This window comes from Ruegeria sp. HKCCD6157 (assembly GCF_013110685.1).
Classification (GTDB): Bacteria; Pseudomonadota; Alphaproteobacteria; order Rhodobacterales; family Rhodobacteraceae; genus Ruegeria.
Window position 1 is genome coordinate 59989 of sequence record NZ_WVRB01000001.1, and the last position, 24359, is coordinate 84347.

A 24359-nucleotide genomic window follows, 5' to 3' on the forward strand; every position below is an offset into this window, starting at 1 on the left:
GATGGCCCAACCTTCATCTTTGACCAACAGTTCTCACCAGAGGTCGCCGAACTCTCTGACCCAGGCTTGGCTTGGGCTTTTGGCCCTCAGCGTGGGATCCGCGCTGCTGACCTTGATTGGGGCACCAAGCGCGATCATCGCTGGCGGTATCCTGTTGCTGGCGCTGATCAAGGCCAGCGTGATCCTGAAACACTACCTGGATTTGGAGAACAGCCAAAGCTGGCTGCGTGGGTTCACCATGGTGTTGACCGGATTTTCCGTAGTTGTTTTTGCGCTCTATCTGGTCTGAGGCAAAAAAATGCCGCCCCAAGAGGCGGCATAAATCAAGCAAAGGGGGGTTCTGATTACTGAGCGGCCTGTGGGATCCGCGCGATCTGACAACGTTGCCAGAGCGCCGACAAGGCACCCACCAGATGATCGATATCCTCATCTGTGTGGACCGGCGACGGCGTGATCCGCAAACGTTCGGTGCCCTTGGGGACAGTAGGATAGTTGATCGGCTGGATGTAGATGCCGAATTCTTCAAGTAGCGTATCCGAGATGAATTTGCACTTCACCGGGTCGCCCACCATCACCGGGATGATATGGCTGTGGTTCGGCAGATGCGGTATCCCTTCCGCATCCAAACGGGCGCGCACCTGATCCACACGGGCTTTTTGCAGATCACGCTCGGCGCTTGATTGCTTCAGATGCCGGATAGATGCGGCCGCACCGGCCGCGATCGAAGGTGGCAGGGCCGTGGTGAAGATGAAGCCGCTGGCAAAGCTGCGAACGAAATCACACAGCGCGGCCGAGGCTGCGATGTACCCACCAACCACGCCGAAGGCCTTGCCCAGCGTGCCTTCGATGACGGTCAGGCGATCCATCAGGCCCTCACGCTCAGCAATGCCACCGCCGCGCGGGCCATAGAGGCCGACGGCGTGAACTTCGTCCAGATAGGTCATCGCGCCGTATTTGTCGGCCAGGTCGCAGATTTCCTTGATCGGCGCAATGTCACCATCCATGGAATAGACGGACTCAAACGCGATCATCTTGGGCGCATCGGGGTCGGCGGCGGCCAGTTTGGCCTCCAGATCCGCAAGGTCATTATGTTTCCATATCACCTTCTGCGCCCGTGAGTGGCGGATGCCTTCGATCATCGAGGCATGGTTCAGCGCATCAGAGAAAACGATCAGACCGGGGATCTTCGCAGCCAGCGTTCCCAGAGCGGCCCAGTTTGATACATAGCCCGAGGTGAACAGCAAAGCGGCCTCTTTGCCATGGAGATTTGCCAACTCTGCCTCGAGCAGAACGTGGTCATGCGTTGTGCCCGAAATGTTGCGCGTTCCGCCCGCACCGGCGCCACAACGCTCCAGCGCGTCGTGCATGGCGTTGATGACCGCAGGGTGTTGCCCCATTCCAAGGTAGTCATTCGAGCACCAGATACGCACATCCCGCTGGATCGAACCATCGGTCTGGCGAGCGTTCGGGAAGGATCCACAACGTCGCTGCAAGTCGATGAAAACCCGATAGTTTCCTTCATCTTTCAAAGCGTCGAGGCTCTGGCTGAAAAATCGCTCGAAATCCATCTGACATGCTCCCCGGATAACTGGCTGTGAACCGACCCTAGGGCAGCGACGGGCCCCGTGACATGACAATTGTCAAGTTGATCGTCAAGAAAAAGACTGGCACTGCCACGCCGGCTTTGGCATAGCAGGGCATTGGGGATGATATCCCGGGCCATCGCCCGGACTGGATGAAGAAGGGAGTGCCTTCATGTCACACGAGGCACAAAAGGCGATTGCGCGGCAGTCTCTGCTTCTGCGCAGCCTGCCGGATCAGCATGTGGATACTTTGCTGCGGCAAGCGATTTGGCGGCAATATGACCGTGGCGAGACGATTTTTCTGCAAGAGGAAGAAGCCAAGGCCGTGCACGTCGTGCTGGCGGGTTGGGTCAAGCTGTTCCGTATCTCTCCGACCGGGGCGGAAGCGGTGGTGAGCGTTTTCACCCGCGGAGAAAGCTTTGGTGAGGCCGTTGCGCTGCGCAACGTGCCGTATCCCGTGTCCGCCGAAGCCGTCTCAGCCTGTGAAGTGATGCACATTCCCAGTCCGGTGCTGCTGTCCCTGATGAAGGAAGACCCGGAAATCGGCGTTTCAATTCTGGCTGCGACGTTCACGCATCTGCATGCTCTGGTGGCGCAGCTGGAGCAACTGAAGGCGCAAACCGGGGCGCAACGCGTTGCAGAGTTTCTGTTGAACCTGTGCGATCGCGATTCCGGTCGCTGCGAGGTGGAACTGCCTTACGACAAGATGCTGATCGCCGGACGTCTTGGGATGAAGCCCGAAAGCCTGAGCCGCGCGTTTTCGCGGTTGAAACCCGTTGGCGTCAAGATCAACAGGAACCACGCGGATATCGCTGACATGGACGATTTGCGCAACTACGCCGAAAGCGACACCAGCGAGAGGTGATTGATCACCGGCGGCCGGACCCTTCGGCGCTGCAATTTCACGGAAAACCCGTGATCCGAAACTGGCAGCTCCAATGGGGGCTTCAGTCGGGCGCTTTTGCGCGTGACCGGCTGTCTTCCACGCTTTCCTAAACCTCACTATCCTGATCAGCAGTGCCATCCATCGGCACGAGTCTTTTGCATGAAAATGAAGGGGCACCTGGTCCATGATAGACGCAGCGCTTTCAAACTATCCCCGCGCAAGGTTGATGACATCGGTCACACCGGTCGAACGGCTTGAGCGTCTTTCTGACCAACTGGGGCTGGACCTGTGGATCAAGCGCGACGACCTAACCGGGCTCAGCTTCGGCGGAAACAAGACCCGCCAGCTGGAATTTTATATGGGCGAGGCGCTGAGGCAGCGGGCGGACACCATCCTGATCACAGGTGCCGTGCAATCCAATTTCGTGCGCACCGCGGCAGCTGCGGCGGCAAAGCTGGGAATGTCATCCGTTCTTCAATTGGAAGACCGCGTGACGAATATGGGAGAGTACTACCATCGATCCGGGAATGTTCTTCTGGCACAGCTTCTGGGGGCGGAACATATTGGCTATCCCAAGGGTGAGGACGAGGCGGGCGCGGACGGCGCTCTTCACGAACGCGCCGAGGAACTGGTTGCCATGGGTCGAAAACCATACGTGATCCATCTGGGCATAGATCACCCTCCGCTGGGGGCATTGGGCTATGTGGCGGGGGCGGCCGAGTTGCATACTCAGATCAGCGATTTCGACGCCGCAGTGGTGCCGTCGGGAAGCGGGGCAACCCATGGCGGGTTCCTGGCCGGATTGCGTTTGGTCGGACAGACTGCGCCTGTCTACGGCATATGCGTGCGTCGCGATCAAAACCAGCAGCACGCGCGACTGCAAAACGTCCTGGGGCGATTGGCAACCATGATGGGTTTCGACCCTGCTTTGGTCATGGAAGACATCTGTACCTGGGACGGCGCCTTGGCACCCGGATATGGGCGGATCGGTCGCGCAACCCGCGAGGCGTTGACCCTGATGGCGCGCTCCGAGGGCATCATTCTTGACCCTGTTTATTCCGCCAAAACCTTTGCGGGGCTTCTTGGGCTGCTTGAACAAGGCGCCATCGAAAAAGGCCAGAAAGTTGTTCTGCTGCACACGGGTGGTCAACCTGCGTTGTTCGGATATCAGGACGAGTTGCAACCGAGTTGACGCAGCGAAGCATTGCGCCTGTGGTCCTGCGGGGCGACAGGATGAATGGAAGGGTTTTGCCCGCCGAACTGGCCGGGTAAGTACCCTACGACACTTTCGGTTGATCGAGCAAAGACATGGCACGCGCGACATCGCGGGTCTGCGCGCCGCCAACGATCGTGGCCAGAATCTTTCCAAGATCAGGCGGCGAGGCCGGTGAGCGGCCAAAGCGGTCGCAGGTTTGCACGTAATCCACCGCTGTGCGCAGTTCGAACATTCTTGCCTGCTGTTTGCGTGCGGTTTCCAGAGCCTCCGTGAACAGATCATCTGCGGAACTGTCCATGGACCGCACCAACGCCTGTATCCGATCCGTCTCGGGCTGAGCCCAGGCTTCATTGGTCAGAACCTGCTGTTCACGGGCTTCATCCAGCAGGCGCTGAGCCGCCTTCGGGTCGTTCGCCTTCAATGACGCTTCGGCAAGGGCCGTCAGGAACACGGGCTTGTAGTTTCCGGCCCCGCTGGCCCACCAGGCTTCGGACGCGTCGCGCATTGCCCGGATCGTTTCCGGGCCTGGCTTGATCTGCGCGTCCGCCCAACACCGCCAGACATTCGCCGTCAGTGTCATGAAGGGGAAGGTGTGTTTGGTCGCCAGTTCCTCGAGGCGCGCGGCAACGTCGTAAACCTGTTCAGGTTCACGCCGCAACAGGTGCAGCATACACAGATATGTCAGCGTCTGTGCCAGGCTATGAGCGTGATTGAGTTTCTGCGCCGCCGAGATCGCCTGATGCTGAATCTTGAGCGCGCGGTCCGGTTCTCCGCGCAACCAGACCGTCATGCTCAGGAAGCAGGATGTAATGGCGGCATGATCCGTGCCGTAGACATAGGCAAGACGGCTGTGCTGCTGAGGGTCATACAAGTGCAACGCCTGTCGCAGATGTGCATAGGCGGCGTCCTGCTGCCCGATATGCAACAAGACGGCACCCATGGCCCGATGGGCAATCATTATGTGATGCGTTTCGTCGGTCAACTTGGACAGGTCCAGCAACTGCGCCGCAACGTCCTTGGCAAGGTCGTATTCGCCGCGGACCAGATGATACGCATAAAGTCCATTGAGCACAGGGAACAATTGTTCGGTTTCGCCCAGCCGATTGCACAGGTCGCGGATCCGGGCATACACCGCCCCCGTTTCATCGGCCGCGATGCCAGCGGTCGAGCGCAGAACGCCGGCCCGCAATGTCTGGATCCTGGTTTCCATGCGATCGCGGTCAACCGAGTCTTCCAGCTGTTCAAGCAACGCCAACGCACGCCCCAGCTGAGTGGCTGCTTCAATCCCGGCCGAGCGTTCAACGGCACGTTGCCCGGCCAGATACCAGTGTTCTATCGCTTCGTCCGGCATATCTGCCATCGTGTAGTGATGCGCCAGAATTTCCGGACCGGCAGAGTTTTCGTGCACCGAGGCAGAGTTCAGTGCATGGACCACACGCGCATGCAGCGTTCGCCTCTCGCGTTTCAACAGGCTGTTGTAAGCGGTGTCGCGAATGAGAGCGTGACGGTAACTGAACGTTTCCTCGGGCCCTGAGTCTGAAACGATCACGATCCCGGCATCCACCAGCAAATTCAGACCGGAACGCAACGCCCGTTCATCAAAACGGGACACGCTTGCAATCATCGGATAAGAGAATTGCGGGCCAATGACAGCGCCGATCTGCGCCACTTCCTTGGCCGAGCTCAGACGATCGAGGCGAGCCATCAACGCGTCATGCAGTGTCTTCGGCACAGTGGGTGATGGCGTGGACCGGTCGATCGTATAGGCGTCGGCGCGTTCGGTCAGAAGATCGGATTCCAGCAGATCCTTCGTCACCTCTTCCACGAAAAGTGGGACACCGTTGGATCTGGCGGCAATCAGATGGTGAACTTCGTCCGGGACGGTCTTGCCTTTGGCAACATCGTTCACGATCTCTTTGACCTGCGCGAAATCCAGTTGTTGAAGCGCGACGTGCATCAGGTTGCGGGATTGCGGCCAACCCGGATCAAAGCCTGTCCGATAGCTCATGACCATCAGCAGGCGCGCGTCCTCTATCCGGGTCACAAGCTGATCAAGCAGAGTCTTTGTCGTTGGGTCGATCCAATGTGCATCTTCAAACAGCAACAGGGTCGGGGTTTCCTGCGCCAGGCCGATCACATGATTGACCAGCATGTCCAGAGTCTGCTTCATGATCTGCTCAGGGGTCAGATCCAGCGGGCCAAGCCTGTCTTCAAACGGGACCGACAACAGTGCCGCAGCCAGTTTCAGAGACCCTTCAGAAGGATCGCCCAGAACGCTGTGGATCTTGTTCAATTTTTCGTCCGTACTGTCACCGGCCCGCAGTTCGGCCGCGTTTTCAAGCTGGCGAATGATCGGGTACAACGCGCTTGCGTCATGAAAGGGCGAACACTGAAATCGAAGCTGTCGGTGTTTTGCGTCCGGGATCGTGCGGCGAAGCTCTTCGATCAGCCTGGATTTTCCTATGCCCGCCTCGCCCGAGACCAGCACCACCTGACCTTGACCCTGGCGGGCCAACCTCCACTTGCTTTGAAGGGTTTCATGCTCCTGCGCGCGCCCGACCAATGAACTCATCCGGGTGTCGTCTGTCGCAAGAAAACGGCTGAGAGTTCGGCGCGTGCCGGTGACCTGCCAGGCTTCGACCTCTTTGGCAAAGCCTTTCAATTGAAACGTGCCACGGCGCACATATTCGAACGCATCACCCGCCAATTCCCGTGTCGTCGGCGCGACGATCATTGTCCCCGGATCCGCCATCGATTGAAGCCGTGCGGCAAGGTTCGGGGTCTCGCCCATGGCGGTGCCATCCTCGAACATCTTCTCTCCACGCAGGTCACCGACGACAACCAGGCCGGTCGCGATCCCTATGCGGACTTCAAGATGTGCATGGGTGCGGATTTCCGGAATTTCGCGAACGATCCGAAGACCTGCATGAATGGCGCGTTCCGGGTCGTCTTCATGCGCATGCGGAAAGCCAAGAAACACCATGATGCCGTCGCCATAGTAACTGGCGATATGCCCGTCAAAAGCGGCGACCGCAGCGGCGCAGGTCTCTTTGAACAGCCTCAGAACCTCGGCCAGATCTTCAGGATCCAGCTTTTGCGATATCGCCGTCGATCCAACAAGATCGATGAACATGACCGTCAGCTGTCGGCGCTCTGCAATGATGTTGGGTTCTTGATGCGCGCGATGTGAACCCGCAGGCCGCACGATTTCATCCCGTATTGCTTTCAGAAAGCGGCGCCTGGGTCCAAGGGGCAGGCCGATCGTGACAAGGTCATCGTCGCTCAGTTCCGGCAGATCACCCAGTTCGACCTCGTGCCGGGAGAAGGCATCGACATATTTGGACAAGCCGTTTCGGATCAGCCATTCATCTATGTCAGCCATTTGACCACCATGCAGGGCCGCCACAAGGCGAATCCAAGCATTCCCTATTTCCCTTTGGTCACTGTGACCAACCCCGGACACGGCCCGGGAAAACACCCCTCTATCAAGGACGACCCGCGAATTCCGGTCAAGTGTTCAATTTAAGGGTGAGGAAATTTCATTGCGCGAAACGGTATCGGAGCCTGCCATCTCTATTCGTCGGTCCGAAAATCGATGTGTATGTGATTGCCGTCCGGATCCCAGACGTTCAACTGAACGGTGTCGATCGCTGTCAGTTCCACACGGCGATAGGAGACGCCATTGGTTTTGAGATGCGCTTCGAACCGATCCAACCCTGTCGCCGAAAAAGCGAAATGCTCAAGCTTCAGGTCTGCGTCCGAACCCGTGGCCTCGGCCTGGACACCGACCAGATGCACGAAGGCGTTTTCTTCGACATAAAGCCAGGCTCCGGGAAAGGGGAAGGGTGGGCGTGGCCCGACCCGCATCCCCAGCACGTTGCAGTACCATTCGATCATCTCGTCCAAACGCGTGGTGCGCAGATTGACATGATCCAGTGACGTGATCCCCATGACCTAGCCTCGGGTCCATTTGATCGAACATCCTATTGAGGGTGTCTGATCTTGGGGGCCTTGCCCGGTCTCGGCAATTTGCAGCATCGCATTGACCAATTCTGGTTCACGCTTGCCTGTCTTGCCGCGACCCAGATTGTCCAGACGGCCCCGGTACTGCAACTTTCCATCCGCATTCAAACCGAAGAAATCCGGAGTGCAGACAGCACCATAAGCCTTTCCTACGGATTGATCCTCGTCCACGAGATATGGAAAGTTGAAGCCGTTCTGCCGTGCGAATTCCAACATGTTCGGTGGCGAATCTTCGGCGTAATCGCGATAGTCGTTCGACATGACCGCCAACACGCCGATCCCCTTGGACATCAGCAGGTCCGTGTCCTGCGCAAGCCGGTCCGTGATCGTTTTGACATAGGGGCAATGATTGCAGACGAAGGCGATCAGCAACCCGTTTTGCAGGTGATCGGACATCTTGAAGGCCTGACCGTTCGGGTCTTTGAGCGTGAAGTCCGGGGCGTTCCAACCGAAATCGCAGATCGGAGTGTCGAGCAGCATGATTGTCCTTTTTGTGACCAATTGGCGTGTTCAGGCCAGCTTAGCTGACGGGCGCCGTTAAGTAGAGCGAGATTCCCGGCGTCATGTCTGCGACGGAATGCGCCTGCAAACGTATCTGGTTCAGATCAGCAGCGTTGACAGGCTTGGGTAATAGCTGAGCAGAAGCAACACCAAAGTTACTGCGATCAGGAAAGGCCAAAGCGATTTCAGGATTGAACCGGGCGAGGTGCCGCTCATGGACGAGGCGATGTACAATCCGATCCCGACCGGGGGCGTCAGCAGCCCAAGCACAAGGTTCAGGCAAGCAACAATGCCGAACTGATAAGGGCTGATATCATATGAACCGGTTGCAATCGGCAGCAGGATCGGAGTGATCAGGATGATCGCGGCGATGCCATCGATCACCATTCCAACCAGCAAAAGCGCAAGGTTCACGATCAGCAGGAACACGAACGGGTCCGAAGTGATCGAGGTGATCAACCCAGCCAGTTGCTGTGGTATTTCCTCATAGATGATGACCCAGCCGAACACGCTGGCGGCCGCGATCATGAACAGGATCATCGACGCGTTGGCCGCCGTGCGTTTGAACATCTGTGCCAGGTTGCTCGGCTTCAGGTCCCCGTAGACCAACCAGCCCACCAGAAACGCGATCAGGGACGCGATTGCGGCGGATTCGGTCGGTGTGGCGATCCCGAACAGAATGCCGCCTATGATCGACATCGGGATCAGCAGGGCGGGGGCCGCGCTGATCAAGGCCTGGACGGCTTCGGCACGCTTCATCCAATGCCCTTTCGGAAAGCTCTGCAACCACCCGATCAGGGTGATGACCGATGCAAACGCCCCGGCAAGGATCAAACCGGGCAGGATTCCTGCAATGAACATGTCACCAATCGGGATCTGAGCCAGAACACCGAAGATGACAAACATCATCGACGGCGGGATGACCGGAGCCAGCAGCCCGCCCGCGGCCGTCGTGGCAGCGGCGAAACCCTTGTCATAGCCCTCCTCCTCCATCGCGGGGACCATGGCGCGCGACATCACCGCGATCTGCGCCGTCGCAGACCCGATGATGGCCGCCATGAACATGTTTGCCAGCAAGTTGATATAGGCCAGCCCGCCGCGAAACCCGCCGACAAATACCCGGGCCAGCGCGACAAGGCGCCGGGTCATGCCGCCTTCGTTCATCAATTCTCCGGTCAACATGAACAGAGGAATTGCCAGCAGGCCGTAATTCTCAAGACCGCCGAACATTTTCTGCGCGAAGCTGTCATAAAGAACCGTGTTGCCGCTTTCCCAGATGTACCATATGGCCGTGATCGCCAGCACGATCGCCACGGGCCCGGACAGAAGTAGAGTGGCCAGAAAGACGATGGGGCTCATGGCTGTGCCCCTTTGCCCGGGGGGCTCAGCAGATGCATGGTGGAATGCAGCGTCGCGCCCAGTGCGAAAAGCCACATCACCAACCAGAACAGATACTTTGGCAGGCCCAGGGTCAGCGTTGGCTCGGCGTAGATGAAATTGAATGTCTGACCTTGAAACGCCGCCACGTCAAATCCGCTGCTGGCGATGTCCAGCGGAAGGAACCAGCGCCAGCAGAACCACAGCATCGCAAGGGAAAAAGCAAACACGACCACGTCCACACCCTTGCGGATCAATGGTTTCGCGCGTTCGGGCACGTTGTCGGAAACGATGGAGATCGACACCGAGCTGCGATGGTGCAATGCGGAAGACGCGCCCAGAAAAGTCATCCAGACCATCGCGTAGATCGCCAGCTCATCAACCCAGAACAGGGCGTTGCCCGCCGTTCGCGTCACGACATTCAACAAAATCAGAGCCGTTATGCAGACTGCCAGAAAGGCAGCGCACCACAACTCGACCCGCGCCAAGCCTGCCGACAGCCGATACAACATCGCTGCTCTCCCGTGAAAAAGGGCGCAGGATCGAGCTGCGCCCCTTTCGTCATGCCGTTTTCGTTATTTTGTTTCTGCCGCAGTCTGCCGCAAAGCGTCAAGGGAAGAGGTCTTCTGGGACCAGATCCCGTTCCACTCTTCGATCGCGTCGCCAAAGAACGAGGCATCGACCTTTTTGTAGGCTTTGCCAGTGCCCTCGATCTGCTCCAGCCATTTGGCATCGTTTTCAACGTAGGCATCAATGGTGCTGTCGACATGCTTGGCCATGAGTTCCGCGATCATCGCGCGGTCTTCTTCAGACAAACCAGCCCAGACCTTGGCCGATACCAGCCCGACCATCGGGAACATCATGTGATCCGACTGCACGATCGTGTCGGCGTGTTCATAATATTTCAGAACCCAGATCAGCTCGGCGTCCATGTCGATGGCGTCGACCTGACCATTGGCCAGCGCATCATAGACGGCAGGCAAGGGCATGGGCGTGGGTGCTGCGCCTACCGCGTTGTAGAAATCCAGGATCGGTGTGAAGGGCGTGATCCGCAGTTTCAGGCCCGATAGATCTTCGGCGGAGGAAACCTCGCCCCGGCTGACGATCTGGCGCAATCCTGCCATCCCATATCCCAGTCCAACGACACCAACCTGCCCCGGCAAGGGTTCCAGCATGGATTTGGCCGTATCAGATCGCAGGATGCGCCCCGCGTGCCCAATGTCATCTGCCAGATAGGGCGCATAGAATGCCCCCAACTCGGGCGCGCGGTTCGAAACTTCAGCCACGGTCATGAAAGCCATGTCCAGCGCGCCAGTCTGCAATTGTTGCAGCATTTCGGCCTCGTTCCCCAACTGGCGGGCCGGGAAGACCGATACCGAATGCGCGCCACCACTGGCCTCATTCAACTCGGCCCCAAACGCTTCGGCGGCTTTGGTCCAGATATGCGGTGGCGGCGTGATCAAACCCAACCGAAACTCTTCGGCGTGAGCGGCCACGGACGACAGTGCCAACACAGCCGCAGAGGCGGCGATTTTTGCAAAATGTCTCATTACTTCCCCTGTTTGATCTTGTTTTACAACGTGACCCAGCCCTCGGGCGGTTCCTTTCCCGGGTGCACAGCCTGACAATTGGGGCAGGTGCGGTCTTGTTCCGAGGCATAGAACTTCTGATAAACCGGAGGCAGGTCATCAACGATGGACTTTAGCTGCATTTCCGCTCGATGCACCAGTGATCCGCATTCAAAGCAATACCATTCGATGGCGTCCAGCTCTCCGGTCTGGCGTTTGGGTTCAATCACAAGCCCGATCGAGCCTTCCTGAGGGCGCTGTGGCGAGTGGCGTACATGCGGAGGCAGCAGAAAAACCTCGCCTTCTCGGATCGGAACATCATAGAACTCCTCTCCGTCATAGATTTTCAGCACCATGTCGCCTTCAAGCTGGTAGAAGAATTCTTCCACCGGGTCATCGTGGTAATCGGTTCGCTTGTTCGGGCCGCCCACAACAGTGACCATCAGATCGGCGTCTTCCCAAACCTGACGATTCCCTACGGGCGGTTTGAGCAGATGGCGGTGTTCGTCGATCCAGGCCTTAAAGTTGAACGCTTTCAGTTTTGACATGTCCCACTCCCTATCTCGGAAAGTTTGGCGCGTTTTTCCATGACCGCAAAGAAATTATCAGCATCTCGCTATCCGATTTCCTTATACTGCCGGGCCTCACCCAGCTCAGACGCGCAGCCCGCATTCGTCGAACGCTTTGCGAATGATCGCTTTTTCCGCGTCGGTCAGTTCCAGCATCGGCGGGCGTACACGGCCACCGACCTGTCCCAGCAACTCTTGCCAGTACTTTCCGAATGCAGTGGGTTTGCCCGCAGGACGCGCGCGTTTCATCGCGTCGCGGACAGGGTTCAGACTGTCAAAGACACGCCGCGCTTCATCGGCCTTTCCCGCAAAGGCCAGACGCGTGTATTCGTTCATTCGCTGATCGACATTGCTTTGCAGCTGATAGGGTGGGGACGAGCAGAGATAGAGCTTCCAGTCCAGTTCCAATATGTTGTCCAGCCATTCATGTTCAGCCGAGGTCGAGACATGGATCCTGTCGCCCACCATGTGGGTCAGCTTCACGTACATCTCGCGCGGGACCGAGTATTTTATCGCAACGATATTGGGTAAATCCGCAATGCGGGCGCATTCTTCGGGTTGCATCAAATAGCCACTGTCTGGATGGCTCCACATGGCGATACCGATATCCAGTTCGTCACAAAAACGCTTGTAGTACTGGTACAAAACCTCTCCGCGATCCTGCACAAAGCTCAGAACCGGCGCGTGCAGTACAATGTAATCCGCGCCGCAATTCTGGGCGTGATGCGCCAGGTCCAAGGCCGTATTCATGTTCTGGTCCGAGACCGAGACGATTACACCGGCTTTGCCTGCGCATTCGTCAACGGCAATTTCGAAGTTGCGCTTGCGCTCTTCGATGCTCATCGAAAAGAATTCGCCCTGTTTGCCGGCGACGAAAAGGCCCTGGGTGTCCAGATCATCGATCCAATGGCGGATGTTGGCGCGCAGACCCGGTTCATCCAGAGACAGGTCATCATTGAACGGGTTCAGCGCCGCTGCCCATATCCCAGTCATATGTTCGCGGGCATAGGCCTTCGCGTCGTGTTTTGAGTATTCCATTTCCAACGTGTTCCCCGTGGCTTCATCAGGAACAAAACACACCAGGCGGGTCGGTCCAGTGCCATTTCAGGGAAATGGTTATCTGAAAAACATATACCACCAACTTACCAATTCAGATTTTTTCAATGCTGGTCTAGGGTCCGGACATGAAGATCGCAGTCATCGGAACCGGCGCAATCGCGCAGTTTGTGCAGCGCATGTTGCCAGAACATGGGCATGAGTTGGCAGCCATTCTGGTCAGACCGCACCGCGTTGATCCAAAATCGCCCAAGTCAGTCGGTTCGGTTGATGACCTGCCGGCCGGAGTAGAAATGGTTCTGGATTGCGCGGGGCACGAGGCATTGGCCGGATTGGGTCCGGACATTCTGGCTCGAGGGCTGGATATCATCAGTGTCTCTGCTGGCGCACTTGCGGATCAGCAGGTCAGTGATCGGCTGGACAGGGCCGCGCGAAAGGGTGGGGCGCGGCTGCATCTGGCAAGCGGTGCCATAGGCGGGCTGGACTGTCTCAGCGCCGCAGCGGTAGGGCCGCTCAAATCCGTCACATATGTGGGGCGCAAGCCGCCGGCGGGATGGAAGGGATCACTTGCCGAACACAGTCTTGACCTCGGCAACATCACCGCGGCTGAAACACATTTTCAGGGTTCCGCACGAGAGGCGGCGCTGGCTTACCCCAAGAACGCAAATGTCGCCGCCGCCGTCGCCTTGGCGGGTGTGGGGTTCGATAACACACAGGTTCGTCTGATCGCCGATCCGACGATCCACAAGAACATTCACGAGGTCGAGGCCGAAGGCGATTTCGGCACGTTTCAGTTCCGGATCAGCGGCACCGCGCTGCCCGACAACCCGCGAAGCTCGGCGCTTGCGGCCATGAGCGTGTTGTCCAAGCTGGATCAGCTTTGCAAGCCGATTGTGCTGTAGCCATGGTGGGGCGTCATTCTCGCATCGTGGACCGCGCCTTGACCCGCCTGAAACTGCGACAGCTGCGTTTGCTGGTTGCCGTGGGTGCGCATGGAAACATTCAGAATGCCGCGCGTGAGCTGGGAATATCTCAGCCAGCGGCAACCAAGATGATTCAGGATCTTGAACTGGACTTCGAAGTCAAGCTGTTCACGCGCACCAACCGAGGCGTCGTGCCAACGGTTTTTGGCGAAACTCTCATACGTCACGGAAAGCTGATATTTGCGCAGGTGTCGAATGCCGCGCAGGAACTGGACGATCTGAACGAAGGAAATTCCGGCCGCGTCGTGGTGGGAACACTGCTTGCGGCGTCAACCAGCTTGCTACCTGCCGCCATTGAACTGCTGCTGAAAGACCGCCCGAACGTTGCAGTCAAGATCAGCGAAGGGACCAACGAGGTGCTCATGCCCCGGCTGCTGTCGGGTGAAATCGACATGGTTGTGGGACGCCTGCCGTCGCACCGGCATCGCGACAAGATTCGACAGGAAAAACTGTTCGAGGATCGGATATTGGCCATTGTCGGCCCTAAACACCCGCTTGCGGGGCGGGACGCCGTGACCTTTGCGCAAACCAAGCCGTTTGGCTGGATTCTTCCCCCGCAAGAAACTACGTTGCGACGTCAGGCGGATCATTTTTTCGTCGGCCAGCAGCAATATGTGCCACCGGTCGCCATAGAATCCGTGTCCTACCTGACGAACCGGGCGCTGCTGCAATCCCGCGACCTGATCGGCCTTATGCCTGCCGAGGTCGTCGTCCAGGATATCGAAAACAACCATCTTGCCCAGCTCGCCTGGGAGGTTCCGTTCGGGCAGGGGCCGATTGGAGTGTCCTTCCGTGCCGACGACGATCTGTCGCCTGCGGGGCGCGCTTTCAAAACGGCTCTGCATCGGGCGGCGCAGAGCAGACAGACCAGATATTCGCCAATTTGATATCCGTATTCGCGCAATGCGGTTGAACTCATGCGAGGCATCGCGCGATCAAAAATCAAGGTAAATGGAGGCGCCGGTTTCATGTATCCAGAGCTCAGGCTGTTCATTGGCGGCACGTGGCGAAAAACCGGGCGCGATATCCCGGTTGTCAACCCGGCAACCGAGGAAGAACTCGGTCGATTGCCTTGCGCATCGGTGAAAGACCTGGACGACGCGCTGCAAGCGGCCGTCGAAGGCTTTCGACTGTGGCGCCGCACATCGCCGCGGGAACGCGCGGATACGATCCTGCGGGCGGCAGCCCTCATGCGTCAGCGGCAGGAAGAAATCGCGCATTCAATTACTCTGGAACATGGCAAGCCTTTGAAGCAGGCCCGGCTGGAGGTCATTCGCGGCGCCGAGTTCTTTGAATGGGATGCGGGCGAGGCGATGCGGACCTATGGGCGGATCATTCCGGCGGCGCAGGGTCACAAATTTGCAGTTCATCACCAGCCTGTCGGCGTTGTCGCGGCATTTTCGCCATGGAACTTCCCCATGAGCCAACCTGCCCGGAAAATCGCCGGTGCTTTGGCCTCGGGCTGTTCGGTGATCCTGAAAGCGGCAGAAGAAACGCCTGCCGGCGCTTTGCACATAGCAAAAGCGTTCGAAGATGCGGGTCTGCCAGCAGGTGTTCTGAATTTGGTTTTCGGTGAACCATCCGAGATATCCGGCCATCTGATCCCGCAGGACCCCGTTCGCATGGTGGCCTTCACCGGATCGACAACCGTCGGGCGTCATTTGACCACTTTGGCGGCCCAACACGACACCCGAGTGCTCATGGAGCTGGGCGGCCACGCGCCGGTCATCGTTTGCGAAGATACGGATGTGCAATCGGCGGCCGTTTCAGGCGCGGTCCGCAAAATGCGCAATGCCGGTCAGGTCTGCACTTCGCCAACCCGTTTCTTCGCGCATGAGAGCATTTTTGACGCCTATGCGGCCGGGTTTGTTGCAAGGGCCAAGGCCACGGTTGTCGGCAATGGGCTTGACGCAACCGTTGAAATGGGCCCAACGGCCAACGACCGGCGCGTTCCAGCCTTGTCAGAGCTGGTTGAAGACGCAGTGGCACAGGGGGCAACGCTTGCCACAGGTGGATCGCGGCTTGGTGAGCGGGGATATTTCTTTGAACCCACGGTGTTATTGAACGTTCCTGAAGCGGCGCGGATCATGCGCGAAGAGCCGTTTGGACCGGTTGCGGTGATCAACCCGGTGGCTTCGCTGGATGAGGCGATCGCTCTGGCGAATTCAGTTCCCTACGGGCTGGCGGGGTACGCTTTCACCAATCGGGCGGATTACATCGACCGTCTGATTGACGAGGTCGAGGTCGGTAATTTGTCGATCAACACGCTTGAAGCATCGATGCCGGAAACGCCCTTTGGGGGCGTGAAATCCAGTGGCTATGGTCGGGAAGGCGGAATCGAAGGCCTTGAGAATTACATGACGGTCAAGAACGTCTGGCATTCGGCCGAGATCTGCTGAAAAAGACCCCGACACCTGCACTTGTCGACTTTTCGCGACCAAGCCGGCCTTTTTCCTTTCGAAACCGACCAAAGGGCCAGCGCAGCGCTGCGGTTGTGATTTCAATACCTGCGGAATCGACAGAGGCGGCAATGTGCCCTTCCTGATGGGGCGCCCGAACGCGGATCATGACCTATGTCAATGACAGTAAACCCGCCTTGCTGTCCATTGGCCGGGAATTTCTGGCCGGACTGTGCGACAAAAACCATCGCGTCCTTTTGCCGGTGATGATCAGCGTTTCGGCTGACCTGCGGGGGGGGGTCCCGCCGGGTGGCCTGAACTCCGGAGGAACGGATGAACACTTGGCTGACGCTATCTGCACCAATCCCTGCCGGGGATACCGAGGGCTTCGAGAGGTTGGCGGGGCTGCCCACCGTAACGTCCACCTTTGGCATGAACTCTGACTGCGCGCGCGTGTCTAAGCTTTGCGGCCAACCCGAGCCAGATTTGTCGTCCGAGCAAGAAGGCGATGACGGCATAGGTCGCGCCGCGCATGGACGGTATGGCATGGGTACGCTGCCGTTCGTTGCTGATCCCAGCTCGGATTTGGAAGAATTCAAGGCCGGCCTGCCCAATCCCGATCCGGCCGAACAGCCGGGATCTGCAGGACGCTTAATATTTTCGGAGACTCAAAATGGCTGATGGATGTGCCTGTGACCGCCACGCCCACATGTATCTGACTGTCGAGGACGCCCTTGAGCGCGGTCTTTCCATCGCCGATCCTGTTACCGAAACCGAGATTTTGCCGCTGGAACAGGCTATAGGCCGGGTTCTGGCCGAGGATTGCGCTAGCAAGGTCGATATGCCTGCCTTCGACAACTCGGCCATGGATGGCTATGCCATCCGCACCGGTGATCTGGGTGACGGGCCGGTGTTCGAGCTGCCCATCGCCGGGCGCGTGGCTGCGGGTGACTGCGGCGACCATGATGCCCCCGAAGGCAGTGCTTTGCGCATTTTCACGGGCGCTCCGGTGCCGCCTGAATTCGATGCCGTGCTGATGCAGGAAGATTGCGATCTTCTGATCGACAGGATTCGATTCAGCCGCCGCCCGAAACCCGGCCAGCATATCCGGCGCGCGGGGGAAGATCTTTGTGCGGGGGGGCCGATCCTGCGACGCGGCTGTGAAATTGGACCGCGCGAGATGGCCGCCCTGGCATCCGCCGGGTATGGCGACGTCCTGGTATTTCGAAAACTGAAGGTCACGATCTTTTCGACAGGCAGCGAGCTGCGTCAACCGGGCGAACCCCTCGGCCCCGGCCAAATCTACAACTCGAACCGTCATATGCTGCTGGCGCTGTTGCAAAAACCCTGGATCGAACTGACCGACCGGGGACCGGTCGAGGATGACCCGACGCGTCTGGAACAGGTTCTGCGCGAGGCATGCGATGCCTCGGACCTCATCGTCACGACCGGGGGCGTGTCGGTCGGGGATGAAGATCACATGCCCCGGCTATTCAGCGTAATTGGCGGTGAAACCGATGTCATGAAAGTGGCGATGAAGCCGGGTAAACCGGTCATGTTCGGGCGGCGCGGGCGTGCTCTTTACGTTGGTCTGCCCGGCAACCCGGTGTCAGCCTATGTGACATGGCAGATAATCGGGTCGCAGATGATGGCGCGGCGCGCAGGCTTGTGCCACAGACCTCAGATACCTGTTCAGGCAGTGCTGGCCGAACCCGTGCAGCGTCGCGCGGGTCGTCAGGAATATCGTCCGGTCCAGATTGACGGCACCTCGCCGCGTGGCCTTCCCAATGTACGTCTGATGGCGCCCTCCTACAGTGGCCGTGTCGCCTTGCTGGCGCAGGCAGACGGGTTGGCGATCATACCGGCCGAGATCGAAGGCCTGCCCGCTGGGCATTCGATTGAATTGTTGAGGTTCTGATCCCTGCAACAGGTGCGATGCGACTTATCTTGCAACTGCAACGCCGCGGTCATGGTGGGCACCTGGAAAACTGCCCGATCGCGCGCCAATCAATCCGAATACCGGCCTGAAAATTGTCGCAACCGATAAACTCCGTGACGGAATACGTCGTGACTGGGGCTTTCCCGGCGGCACATGATGCTTCGGCGCACTGAGGGTTAAGGACACATATTCATGCGGTATTCGGCACTCGCGATCATGCGGCAGGTTTTGAAAGGGCACCGGGGCTGGACACCGGCTTGGCGCGATCCCGAGCCTCAATCAAGCTATGATTTCATCGTGATCGGCGGCGGCGGTCACGGCCTTGCGACGGCATACTATCTGGCCAAGGAACACAACGCCGCCAGGGTGGCGGTTCTGGAAAAAGGCTGGATCGGTGGCGGCAACGTGGGGCGGAACACAACGATCATTCGTGCCAATTACCTGTTGGATGGCAACCAGCCATTCTATGAGCTGTCGCTGAAACTGTGGGAAAATCTTGAACAGGACCTGAACTACAATGCGATGGTCAGTCAGCGCGGTATTCTGAACCTCTGTCATACGGACGCGCAGCGTGACGCGTATCGTCGTCGTGGTAACGCGATGATGTTCACCGGCTCTGGGGCGGAACTGCTGGATGCAGAGGGCGTTCGTGCGATGTACCCGTTCCTGAACTTTGACGATGCGCGCTTTCCGATCAAGGGCGGTCTGTTGCATCGCCGCGGTGGTACGGCGCGTCATGACGGTGTCGCTTGGGGCTATGCCCGTGCCGCGGATCAACGGGGGGTCGACATCATCCAGAATTGCGAAGTCACCGGGTTCCGCATCGAAAACGGAAAACTGCTGGGCGTTGAAACCACACGGGGTTACATCGGCGCCAAGAAGGTGGGCGTGGCGGTTGCCGGATCTTCCGGGCGCGTGATGGCCCAGGCGGGGATGCGCCTGCCGATCGAAAGCCACGTGCTCCAGGCCTTTGTGACGGAAGGGCTGAAACCGGTGCTTGACGGGGTGATCACTTATGGCGCCGGACATTTCTATGTCAGCCAATCGGACAAGGGCGGTCTGGTCTTTGGCGGCGATATCGATGGCTACAATACCTATGCACAACGCGGCAACCTGCCCGTGGTCGAGGACGTGGCCGAAGGCGGCATGTCCCTGATGCCGATGATCGGCCGCGCGCGCCTGCTGCGGATGTGGGGCGGCGTGATGGATATGTCGATGGATGGTTCGCCGTTCATAGATCACACCGGAATTGAAGGGCTCTATTTCAATGGTGGCTGGTGCTACGGCGGTTTCAAGGCAACCCCAGCATCTGGTTTTTGTTTCGCGCATCTGATGGCCACCGACCGACCGCATGACGTTGCAACGGCCTATCGGCTGGACCGGTTCAGAACCGGCCGGATGATTGACGAAAAAGGTGTGGGCGCACAGCCCAACCTGCACTGAGGAGGCCCGCACATGATCATCAATCATCCACTGCTTGGCCCGCGAGACGCGTCCGAATTCACCTATCTGGGCGACGCGAGCCTGATCAATCGGCCCGACTGGCAATCCGACACGGCCGCCGCTGAGTTTCACGACTATGTCTACCTGCGCGACAACCCGGCAGGAACCCACCGAGAGCTGTGGTTTCACGAGCAGGGCGACAGATCGTGGCTTGTTGTGACACGCGACACGCTGACCCATGAAATTCTGGCTACAGAACTGGCGCGGGATGTAGCCCGCAAGACGGGACGGGGAAAATGACCCAGAACAATCGTTTGCAGGGCGGTCTGATCGACCGGTCCAAAAAGCTGCGCTTTACCTTCGATGGCAAATCCTACGAAGGCTATAAGGGTGATACGCTGGCCTCGGCGCTGCTGGCCAATGACGTGCGGTTGGTTGGCCGTTCGTTCAAATACCACCGTCCACGCGGTGTGCTGGCCTCGGGCTCGGAAGAGCCCAACGCGCTGGTCGAGCTGCGCACAGGCAACCGGCAGGAGCCCAACACACGCGCGACCACGGTCGAACTGTTCGACGGGCTCGAGGCGACATCGCAGAACCGCTGGCCCTCGCTCGCCTTCGATGCGCTGTCGATCAATGATCGGCTTTCGCCCTTTTTGACGGCGGGTTTCTATTACAAGACCTTCATGTGGCCCAAGGCGTTCTGGGAAAAGCTCTATGAACCGATGATCCGCAAGGCGGCCGGTCTGGGCAGCCTGACGCAGGAGGCCGACCCGGATATCTACGACAAGGGCTATTTGCATTGCGATGTCCTGGTTATCGGTGCAGGTCCTTCCGGCCTGATCGCGGCGTTGACGGCGGCGCGGTCTGGCGCGCGGGTCATTCTGGCGGACGAAGACAGCCGGATGGGTGGGCGTCTGTTGTCTGACTGTGACCGGTTCGAGGGCATTTCGAATGCCGATTGGGTCGCGCAGACACTGGGAGAGCTGGCGTCGATGGACAATGTGCGCCTTCTGACGCGCACCACCGTGTTCGGCGCCTATGATCACGGCATTCACGGCGCGCTTGAGCGCGTCTCGGATCACCTTGCGGTGCCCGAGGCGGGGAAACCGCGCCAGATTCTGTGGCGCATCTACGCGAAGCACTCGGTGCTTTGTGCCGGATCTACCGAACGTCCGATTGCTTTCGAAAACAACGACCGGCCGGGCATAATGCTGGCGGGCGCGATGCGGGCCTATGCAAACCGCTGGGCCGCGACACCGGGCCAGCGCGTGGCGATCTTCACCAACAATGACGAAGGACACCGCGCCGCACAGGATCTGATCAAAGCCGGGATCAAGGTTGTTGCCGTGATCGACCCACGCCACGATGCACCGCGCATTGCCGAATGTGAATTGCTGGCCGGGGCGCAGGTCACCAACGCGCAGGGCCGTCTGGGGCTGAAATCGATCACCGTGCAGATGGCCGATGGTCAGAGCCGCCCCATCGAAGTCAGCGGTCTGGGCGTTTCGGGTGGGTGGAATCCGAATGTGCAACTGACATGCCACCAACGCGGTCGCCCGCAATGGTTCGAACCGCTTGCAACCTTCATCCCGCCGGCCGAACTGCCCAAGGGTATGAGTGTCGCCGGTGCCGCCGCGGGCAACCTGACCAGCCACGGGGCGATCGCCTCGGGCACCAATGCGGCACTTGCGGCGCTTGACGGGCTGGGGATCAGGGCCTGCCCGGTCGACCTGCCGAAAGCCGAGGATGATGAGATCCGCATCACGCCGTTGTGGCATGTGCCCGGCAAAGGCCGCGCCTGGCTGGATTTCCAGAATGACGTGACCGTCAAGGATGTCAAACTGGCCGAACAGGAAGGCTTCCGCAGTGTCGAGCATCTGAAACGCTATACCACTCTTGGCATGGCGACCGATCAGGGCAAAACCGCGAATGTCGGCGCGCTGGCCGTGATGGCCGAGATCACCGGCAAGAGCATTCCCGAAACCGGCACAACCATCTTCCGGCCACCTTACACGCCGGTGGCGATGGGGGCCTGGGCCGGGCGCTCGGTTGGAAAAGAATTCAAACCCACGCGACTGACGCCCAGCCACCGATGGGCCGAAGAACAGGGCGCGGTATTCGTCGAGGTGGGCCCCTGGCTGCGTGCGCAATGGTTCCCCAAGGCTGGTGAGACCCATTGGCGCGAATCCGTGGATCGCGAGGTTCTGGCCGTACGCAGCGGTGTCGGCGTCTGCGACGTGACCACGCTGGGCAAAATCGACGTGCAAGGCGCGGATGCCGCGGAATTCCTCAACAAGATCTATTGCAACGGCTTTGCCAAACTGCCGGTGGGCAAAACCCGCTATGGCCTGATGCTGCGCGAAGACGGAATAGCCATGGATGACGGCACCGCCGCCTGCCTGGCCGAGGATCACTTTGTGGTCACCACCACAACCGCAAACGCGGTTGGAGTCTATCGCCACATGGAGTTCGTGCATCAATGCCTGTTTCCGGACATGGATGTGCAGATGATCTCGACCACCGACGCCTGGGCACAATATGCCATAGCGGGCCCGAAATCCCGCGAGTTGCTGCAAAAGGTCGTTGATGACGGCCATGACATCAGCAACGAAGGTTTTCCCTTTATGGCGTGTGGCGAGGTGACCATTGCCGGGGGGATCCCGGCGCGGCTGTTCCGTATCTCGTTCTCGGGCGAGTTGGCCTATGAACTGGCTGTGCCTACCCGGTACGGTGACGCGCTGATCCGACATCTGATGGCGCTTGGAGAGCCCTTTGGCGTAACGCCGTATGGCACCGAAGCGCTTGGCGTTCTGCGGATTGAAAAGGGCCATGCCACCGGAAACGAACTGAACGGAACCACCAGCGCCCACAATCTGGGCATGGGGCGCATGGTCTCAACCCAGAAAGACAGTATCGGTGCGACGCTCAGCGCACGCGAAGCTCTGACCGATCCGGATGGTCTGGCTTTGGTCGGCATTCAGCCGGTCAACAGCGCCGATACCGTGCTGGCCGGTGGCCATGTGTTCGACGAAGATGCGCCACACGTGCCGGAAAAAGATCTGGGCTATGTCACATCGGCTGCCTATTCGCCACACCTGTCCAGCAGCATCGGCCTGGCCTTTGTAAAACGCGGGACGCAGCGATTGGGCGACACCGTGCAGATTGTCAGCCCGGTGGATGACACCAACATCAAAGCGACGCTTGTCAGCGCGCATTTCGTTGACCCCGAAGGAGAACGGCTCCGTGCGTGATTATGTTGCCAAGACCGCCATTGGCGGCAGTGAACCCAAACGGGACGTGGTCGGAACTCTGACCTTTCAGGAACGGGAGGATGTGGCGCTGGCATCCGTCTCGGCCCGGTTGGGGCAGGAGGAAACCGTCAAAGCCAAACTTCAAACCGTTTGCGGAATCCCGGCGCCTGAGGCGGGGCGGTGGGAAAAGGGCGAAACCAGCAGCCTGCACTGGCTGGGCCCGGATCAGTACCTGTGCGAAGAAGCTTTTGCAGGCCCGTTGGAGCTGGCCAGGCGTATGGAAACCGAGCTGGCCGGCATAGCGTCGGTGACCGATCAGTCGGACGCGTTCACACGCATCGACATGACCGGGCAGGGTGCCACAGGTTTGCTGCAACGCCTGACCGTTCTGGATGTCGAGCAGATGCAGGCCGGAGCCTTCAACCGCACCGCAATCCACCATGTGGGGTGCCTGCTGCGCTGCAATGAAGCGGGAACGGATTTTTCGATCTACGCGCCACGCAGCTATGCGATTTCAGTTCACCACATGCTGATCGAGGTGGCCAGGGCCCTGTGAAGGACGATGCCCAAAGGACAAAGCCGCGTGTCTGGCACCGCGGCTTCGGTCCTTGCGCTCCTGAGTCGGCGGCAGACCGAATTCGCGCCGATAGTTGCTTGAAAACGAACTGGCGCTGTCATACCCGACCGAAAGCGCGATTTCCTGCAAAGGCTGGTCGGTGTAAAGCAGCTTCTGCCGCGCCGCGTCCAGTCGCAGCCTGCGATAGTAGCCGCCGGGGCTGATCCCGGTTTCCTTCTTGAAATGCCGCTCCAATTGCCGGATGGACATGCCAACGCGTTTCGAAACCTGCTCGATCGAGATCTTGTTTTCAATGTTGTTTGCAAACAACTCGATGGCCCGCCGAACCGGGCGCGGCAGAGCATTGCGGGTCTGATCTTTGCTGTAGCCCGGCAAAACCTGCAACGTATCGGCATCACGCAAAGTCGCGTATTGGAACCAGCAGGCCGTTTCGACGGCAACCGCATCGGACACCTCATCCGAAATCACGCCCAGCATGAACTCAAAAACCGCTGAAGTCCCGGCAAAGGACATTCGGTTGCGATCTATCGTATAGAGCGTGTCACACAGGTTCACCCTGTCGAATTGTTCCTTCAAAGCAGCGGTATAGCAGAAATGCGCGCTACAGCTGTAACCATCGAAGAACTTTTCTTCTGCCAGCGCAAAAAGTGAGCCGCTGACCGAACCGATCCGCGCGCCACGGGACAAAAGCCGCCGCAGCGCTCCGCCCGAAGCCTTGCGATCCTTCAACCGGGCTGAGGCCCCGGCAAAGACTAGCACGACGTCGGTTTCCTCTACCTCGGACAATGCCTTGTCAGGGTTGATGCTGAGGCGTGAGCTGGACATGATCTGTTGTCCATCTTCCGAAACGACAGTCCAGCCAAGACCATCGCTGCGGCTGATCTCATTGGCCACGCGTAGCGGGTCGATGGCCATGGACAGGGCAGCAAGCGGAAAATCTTCGAGGCACAGAAAGGTGAAATGGGTCATGCTTTGTCTCTTTGCCAGC

22 protein-coding genes are annotated in these 24359 nt (G+C 58.9%); 12 read left to right on the plus strand and 10 right to left on the minus strand.

What is annotated here, in order from left to right; genetic code table 11:
* Position 1: 1 nt before the first annotated feature.
* Complete coding sequence (locus GS612_RS00275) at positions 2–289, plus strand: cytochrome C oxidase subunit IV family protein (RefSeq protein ID WP_171638692.1); 288 nt, start codon at positions 2–4, stop codon at positions 287–289.
* 55 nt (positions 290–344) lie between these two features.
* On the opposite strand, the gene hemA is transcribed toward GS612_RS00275, so the two are convergent.
* Complete coding sequence (gene hemA / locus GS612_RS00280; protein ID WP_171638693.1) at positions 345–1568, minus strand: 5-aminolevulinate synthase; 1224 nt, start codon at positions 1566–1568, stop codon at positions 345–347.
* A 187-nt stretch (positions 1569–1755) separates the two neighbouring features.
* Here hemA and GS612_RS00285 point away from each other — a divergent pair, with 187 nt between their 5' ends.
* Positions 1756–2448, plus strand: coding sequence for a Crp/Fnr family transcriptional regulator (locus GS612_RS00285; RefSeq protein WP_152460355.1), 693 nt, complete (start codon positions 1756–1758; stop codon positions 2446–2448).
* Positions 2449–2653: 205 nt separating this feature from the next.
* Complete coding sequence (locus GS612_RS00290) at positions 2654–3661, plus strand: D-cysteine desulfhydrase family protein (protein ID WP_171638694.1); 1008 nt, start codon at positions 2654–2656, stop codon at positions 3659–3661.
* An 85-nt stretch (positions 3662–3746) separates the two neighbouring features.
* On the opposite strand, the gene GS612_RS00295 is transcribed toward GS612_RS00290, so the two are convergent.
* The 8 genes from GS612_RS00295 to GS612_RS00330 all read right to left on the minus strand — a co-directional run bounded on the left by GS612_RS00295 (position 3747) and on the right by GS612_RS00330 (position 12761).
* Complete coding sequence (locus GS612_RS00295; protein WP_171638695.1) at positions 3747–7067, minus strand: AAA family ATPase; 3321 nt, start codon at positions 7065–7067, stop codon at positions 3747–3749.
* Positions 7068–7258: 191 nt separating this feature from the next.
* The gene (locus tag GS612_RS00300; RefSeq protein ID WP_171638696.1) at positions 7259–7636 is read right to left on the minus strand and encodes a VOC family protein; all 378 of its coding nucleotides are present in this window, start codon (positions 7634–7636) and stop codon (positions 7259–7261) included.
* Positions 7637–7639: 3 nt separating this feature from the next.
* Complete coding sequence (locus GS612_RS00305; protein ID WP_171638697.1) at positions 7640–8188, minus strand: thioredoxin family protein; 549 nt, start codon at positions 8186–8188, stop codon at positions 7640–7642.
* A 120-nt stretch (positions 8189–8308) separates the two neighbouring features.
* Positions 8309–9568 (minus strand): TRAP transporter large permease, encoded by a 1260-nt coding sequence (locus tag GS612_RS00310; RefSeq protein WP_171638698.1) that lies wholly within the window; start codon positions 9566–9568, stop codon positions 8309–8311.
* The gene (locus GS612_RS00315) at positions 9565–10098 is read right to left on the minus strand and encodes a TRAP transporter small permease (RefSeq protein ID WP_171205185.1); all 534 of its coding nucleotides are present in this window, start codon (positions 10096–10098) and stop codon (positions 9565–9567) included. The genes GS612_RS00310 and GS612_RS00315 overlap by 4 nt, the downstream gene beginning before the upstream one ends.
* Positions 10099–10161: 63 nt before the next feature.
* Positions 10162–11136 carry a TRAP transporter substrate-binding protein gene (locus GS612_RS00320; protein WP_171638699.1) on the minus strand — a complete coding sequence of 325 codons (975 nt, stop codon included), beginning with the start codon at positions 11134–11136 and terminating at the stop codon, positions 10162–10164.
* 23 nt (positions 11137–11159) lie between these two features.
* A complete protein-coding gene (locus GS612_RS00325) occupies positions 11160–11702 on the minus strand; it encodes a 3-hydroxyanthranilate 3,4-dioxygenase (RefSeq protein ID WP_152460347.1) in 543 nt (180 codons plus the stop codon).
* Between the two features lie 105 nt (positions 11703–11807).
* Positions 11808–12761, minus strand: coding sequence for a dihydrodipicolinate synthase family protein (locus tag GS612_RS00330; RefSeq protein WP_171638700.1), 954 nt, complete (start codon positions 12759–12761; stop codon positions 11808–11810).
* Between the two features lie 146 nt (positions 12762–12907).
* Between GS612_RS00330 and GS612_RS00335 the strand changes: the two genes are divergently transcribed.
* The 9 genes from GS612_RS00335 (at position 12908) to GS612_RS00375 (ending at position 23350) form a co-directional block, all read left to right on the plus strand.
* A complete protein-coding gene (locus tag GS612_RS00335; RefSeq protein WP_171638701.1) occupies positions 12908–13681 on the plus strand; it encodes an aspartate dehydrogenase in 774 nt (257 codons plus the stop codon).
* Between the two features lie 2 nt (positions 13682–13683).
* Complete coding sequence (locus GS612_RS00340) at positions 13684–14649, plus strand: LysR substrate-binding domain-containing protein (protein ID WP_171205183.1); 966 nt, start codon at positions 13684–13686, stop codon at positions 14647–14649.
* Between the two features lie 81 nt (positions 14650–14730).
* Complete coding sequence (locus tag GS612_RS00345; RefSeq protein ID WP_171638702.1) at positions 14731–16161, plus strand: NAD-dependent succinate-semialdehyde dehydrogenase; 1431 nt, start codon at positions 14731–14733, stop codon at positions 16159–16161.
* Between the two features lie 333 nt (positions 16162–16494).
* Complete coding sequence (locus tag GS612_RS00350; protein WP_171638703.1) at positions 16495–16842, plus strand: hypothetical protein; 348 nt, start codon at positions 16495–16497, stop codon at positions 16840–16842.
* The gene (gene glp, locus GS612_RS00355; protein WP_171638704.1) at positions 16835–18079 is read left to right on the plus strand and encodes a gephyrin-like molybdotransferase Glp; all 1245 of its coding nucleotides are present in this window, start codon (positions 16835–16837) and stop codon (positions 18077–18079) included. The genes GS612_RS00350 and glp overlap by 8 nt, the downstream gene beginning before the upstream one ends.
* Before the next feature lie 213 nt (positions 18080–18292).
* Positions 18293–19543: a sarcosine oxidase subunit beta family protein gene (locus tag GS612_RS00360; RefSeq protein WP_152460340.1), complete on the plus strand. Its 1251-nt coding sequence runs from the start codon at positions 18293–18295 to the stop codon at positions 19541–19543.
* 12 nt (positions 19544–19555) lie between these two features.
* The gene (locus GS612_RS00365; protein WP_152460339.1) at positions 19556–19843 is read left to right on the plus strand and encodes a sarcosine oxidase subunit delta; all 288 of its coding nucleotides are present in this window, start codon (positions 19556–19558) and stop codon (positions 19841–19843) included.
* Positions 19840–22794 (plus strand): sarcosine oxidase subunit alpha family protein, encoded by a 2955-nt coding sequence (locus GS612_RS00370; RefSeq protein WP_171638705.1) that lies wholly within the window; start codon positions 19840–19842, stop codon positions 22792–22794. The genes GS612_RS00365 and GS612_RS00370 overlap by 4 nt, the downstream gene beginning before the upstream one ends.
* Positions 22787–23350, plus strand: coding sequence for a sarcosine oxidase subunit gamma (locus tag GS612_RS00375; RefSeq protein WP_171638706.1), 564 nt, complete (start codon positions 22787–22789; stop codon positions 23348–23350). Before GS612_RS00370 ends, GS612_RS00375 begins: the two co-directional genes overlap by 8 nt.
* Here the strand turns inward: GS612_RS00375 and GS612_RS00380 are convergent.
* Positions 23309–24340 carry a GlxA family transcriptional regulator gene (locus GS612_RS00380; RefSeq protein ID WP_171638707.1) on the minus strand — a complete coding sequence of 344 codons (1032 nt, stop codon included), beginning with the start codon at positions 24338–24340 and terminating at the stop codon, positions 23309–23311. The genes GS612_RS00375 and GS612_RS00380 overlap by 42 nt on opposite strands.
* Positions 24341–24359 lie beyond the last annotated feature (19 nt).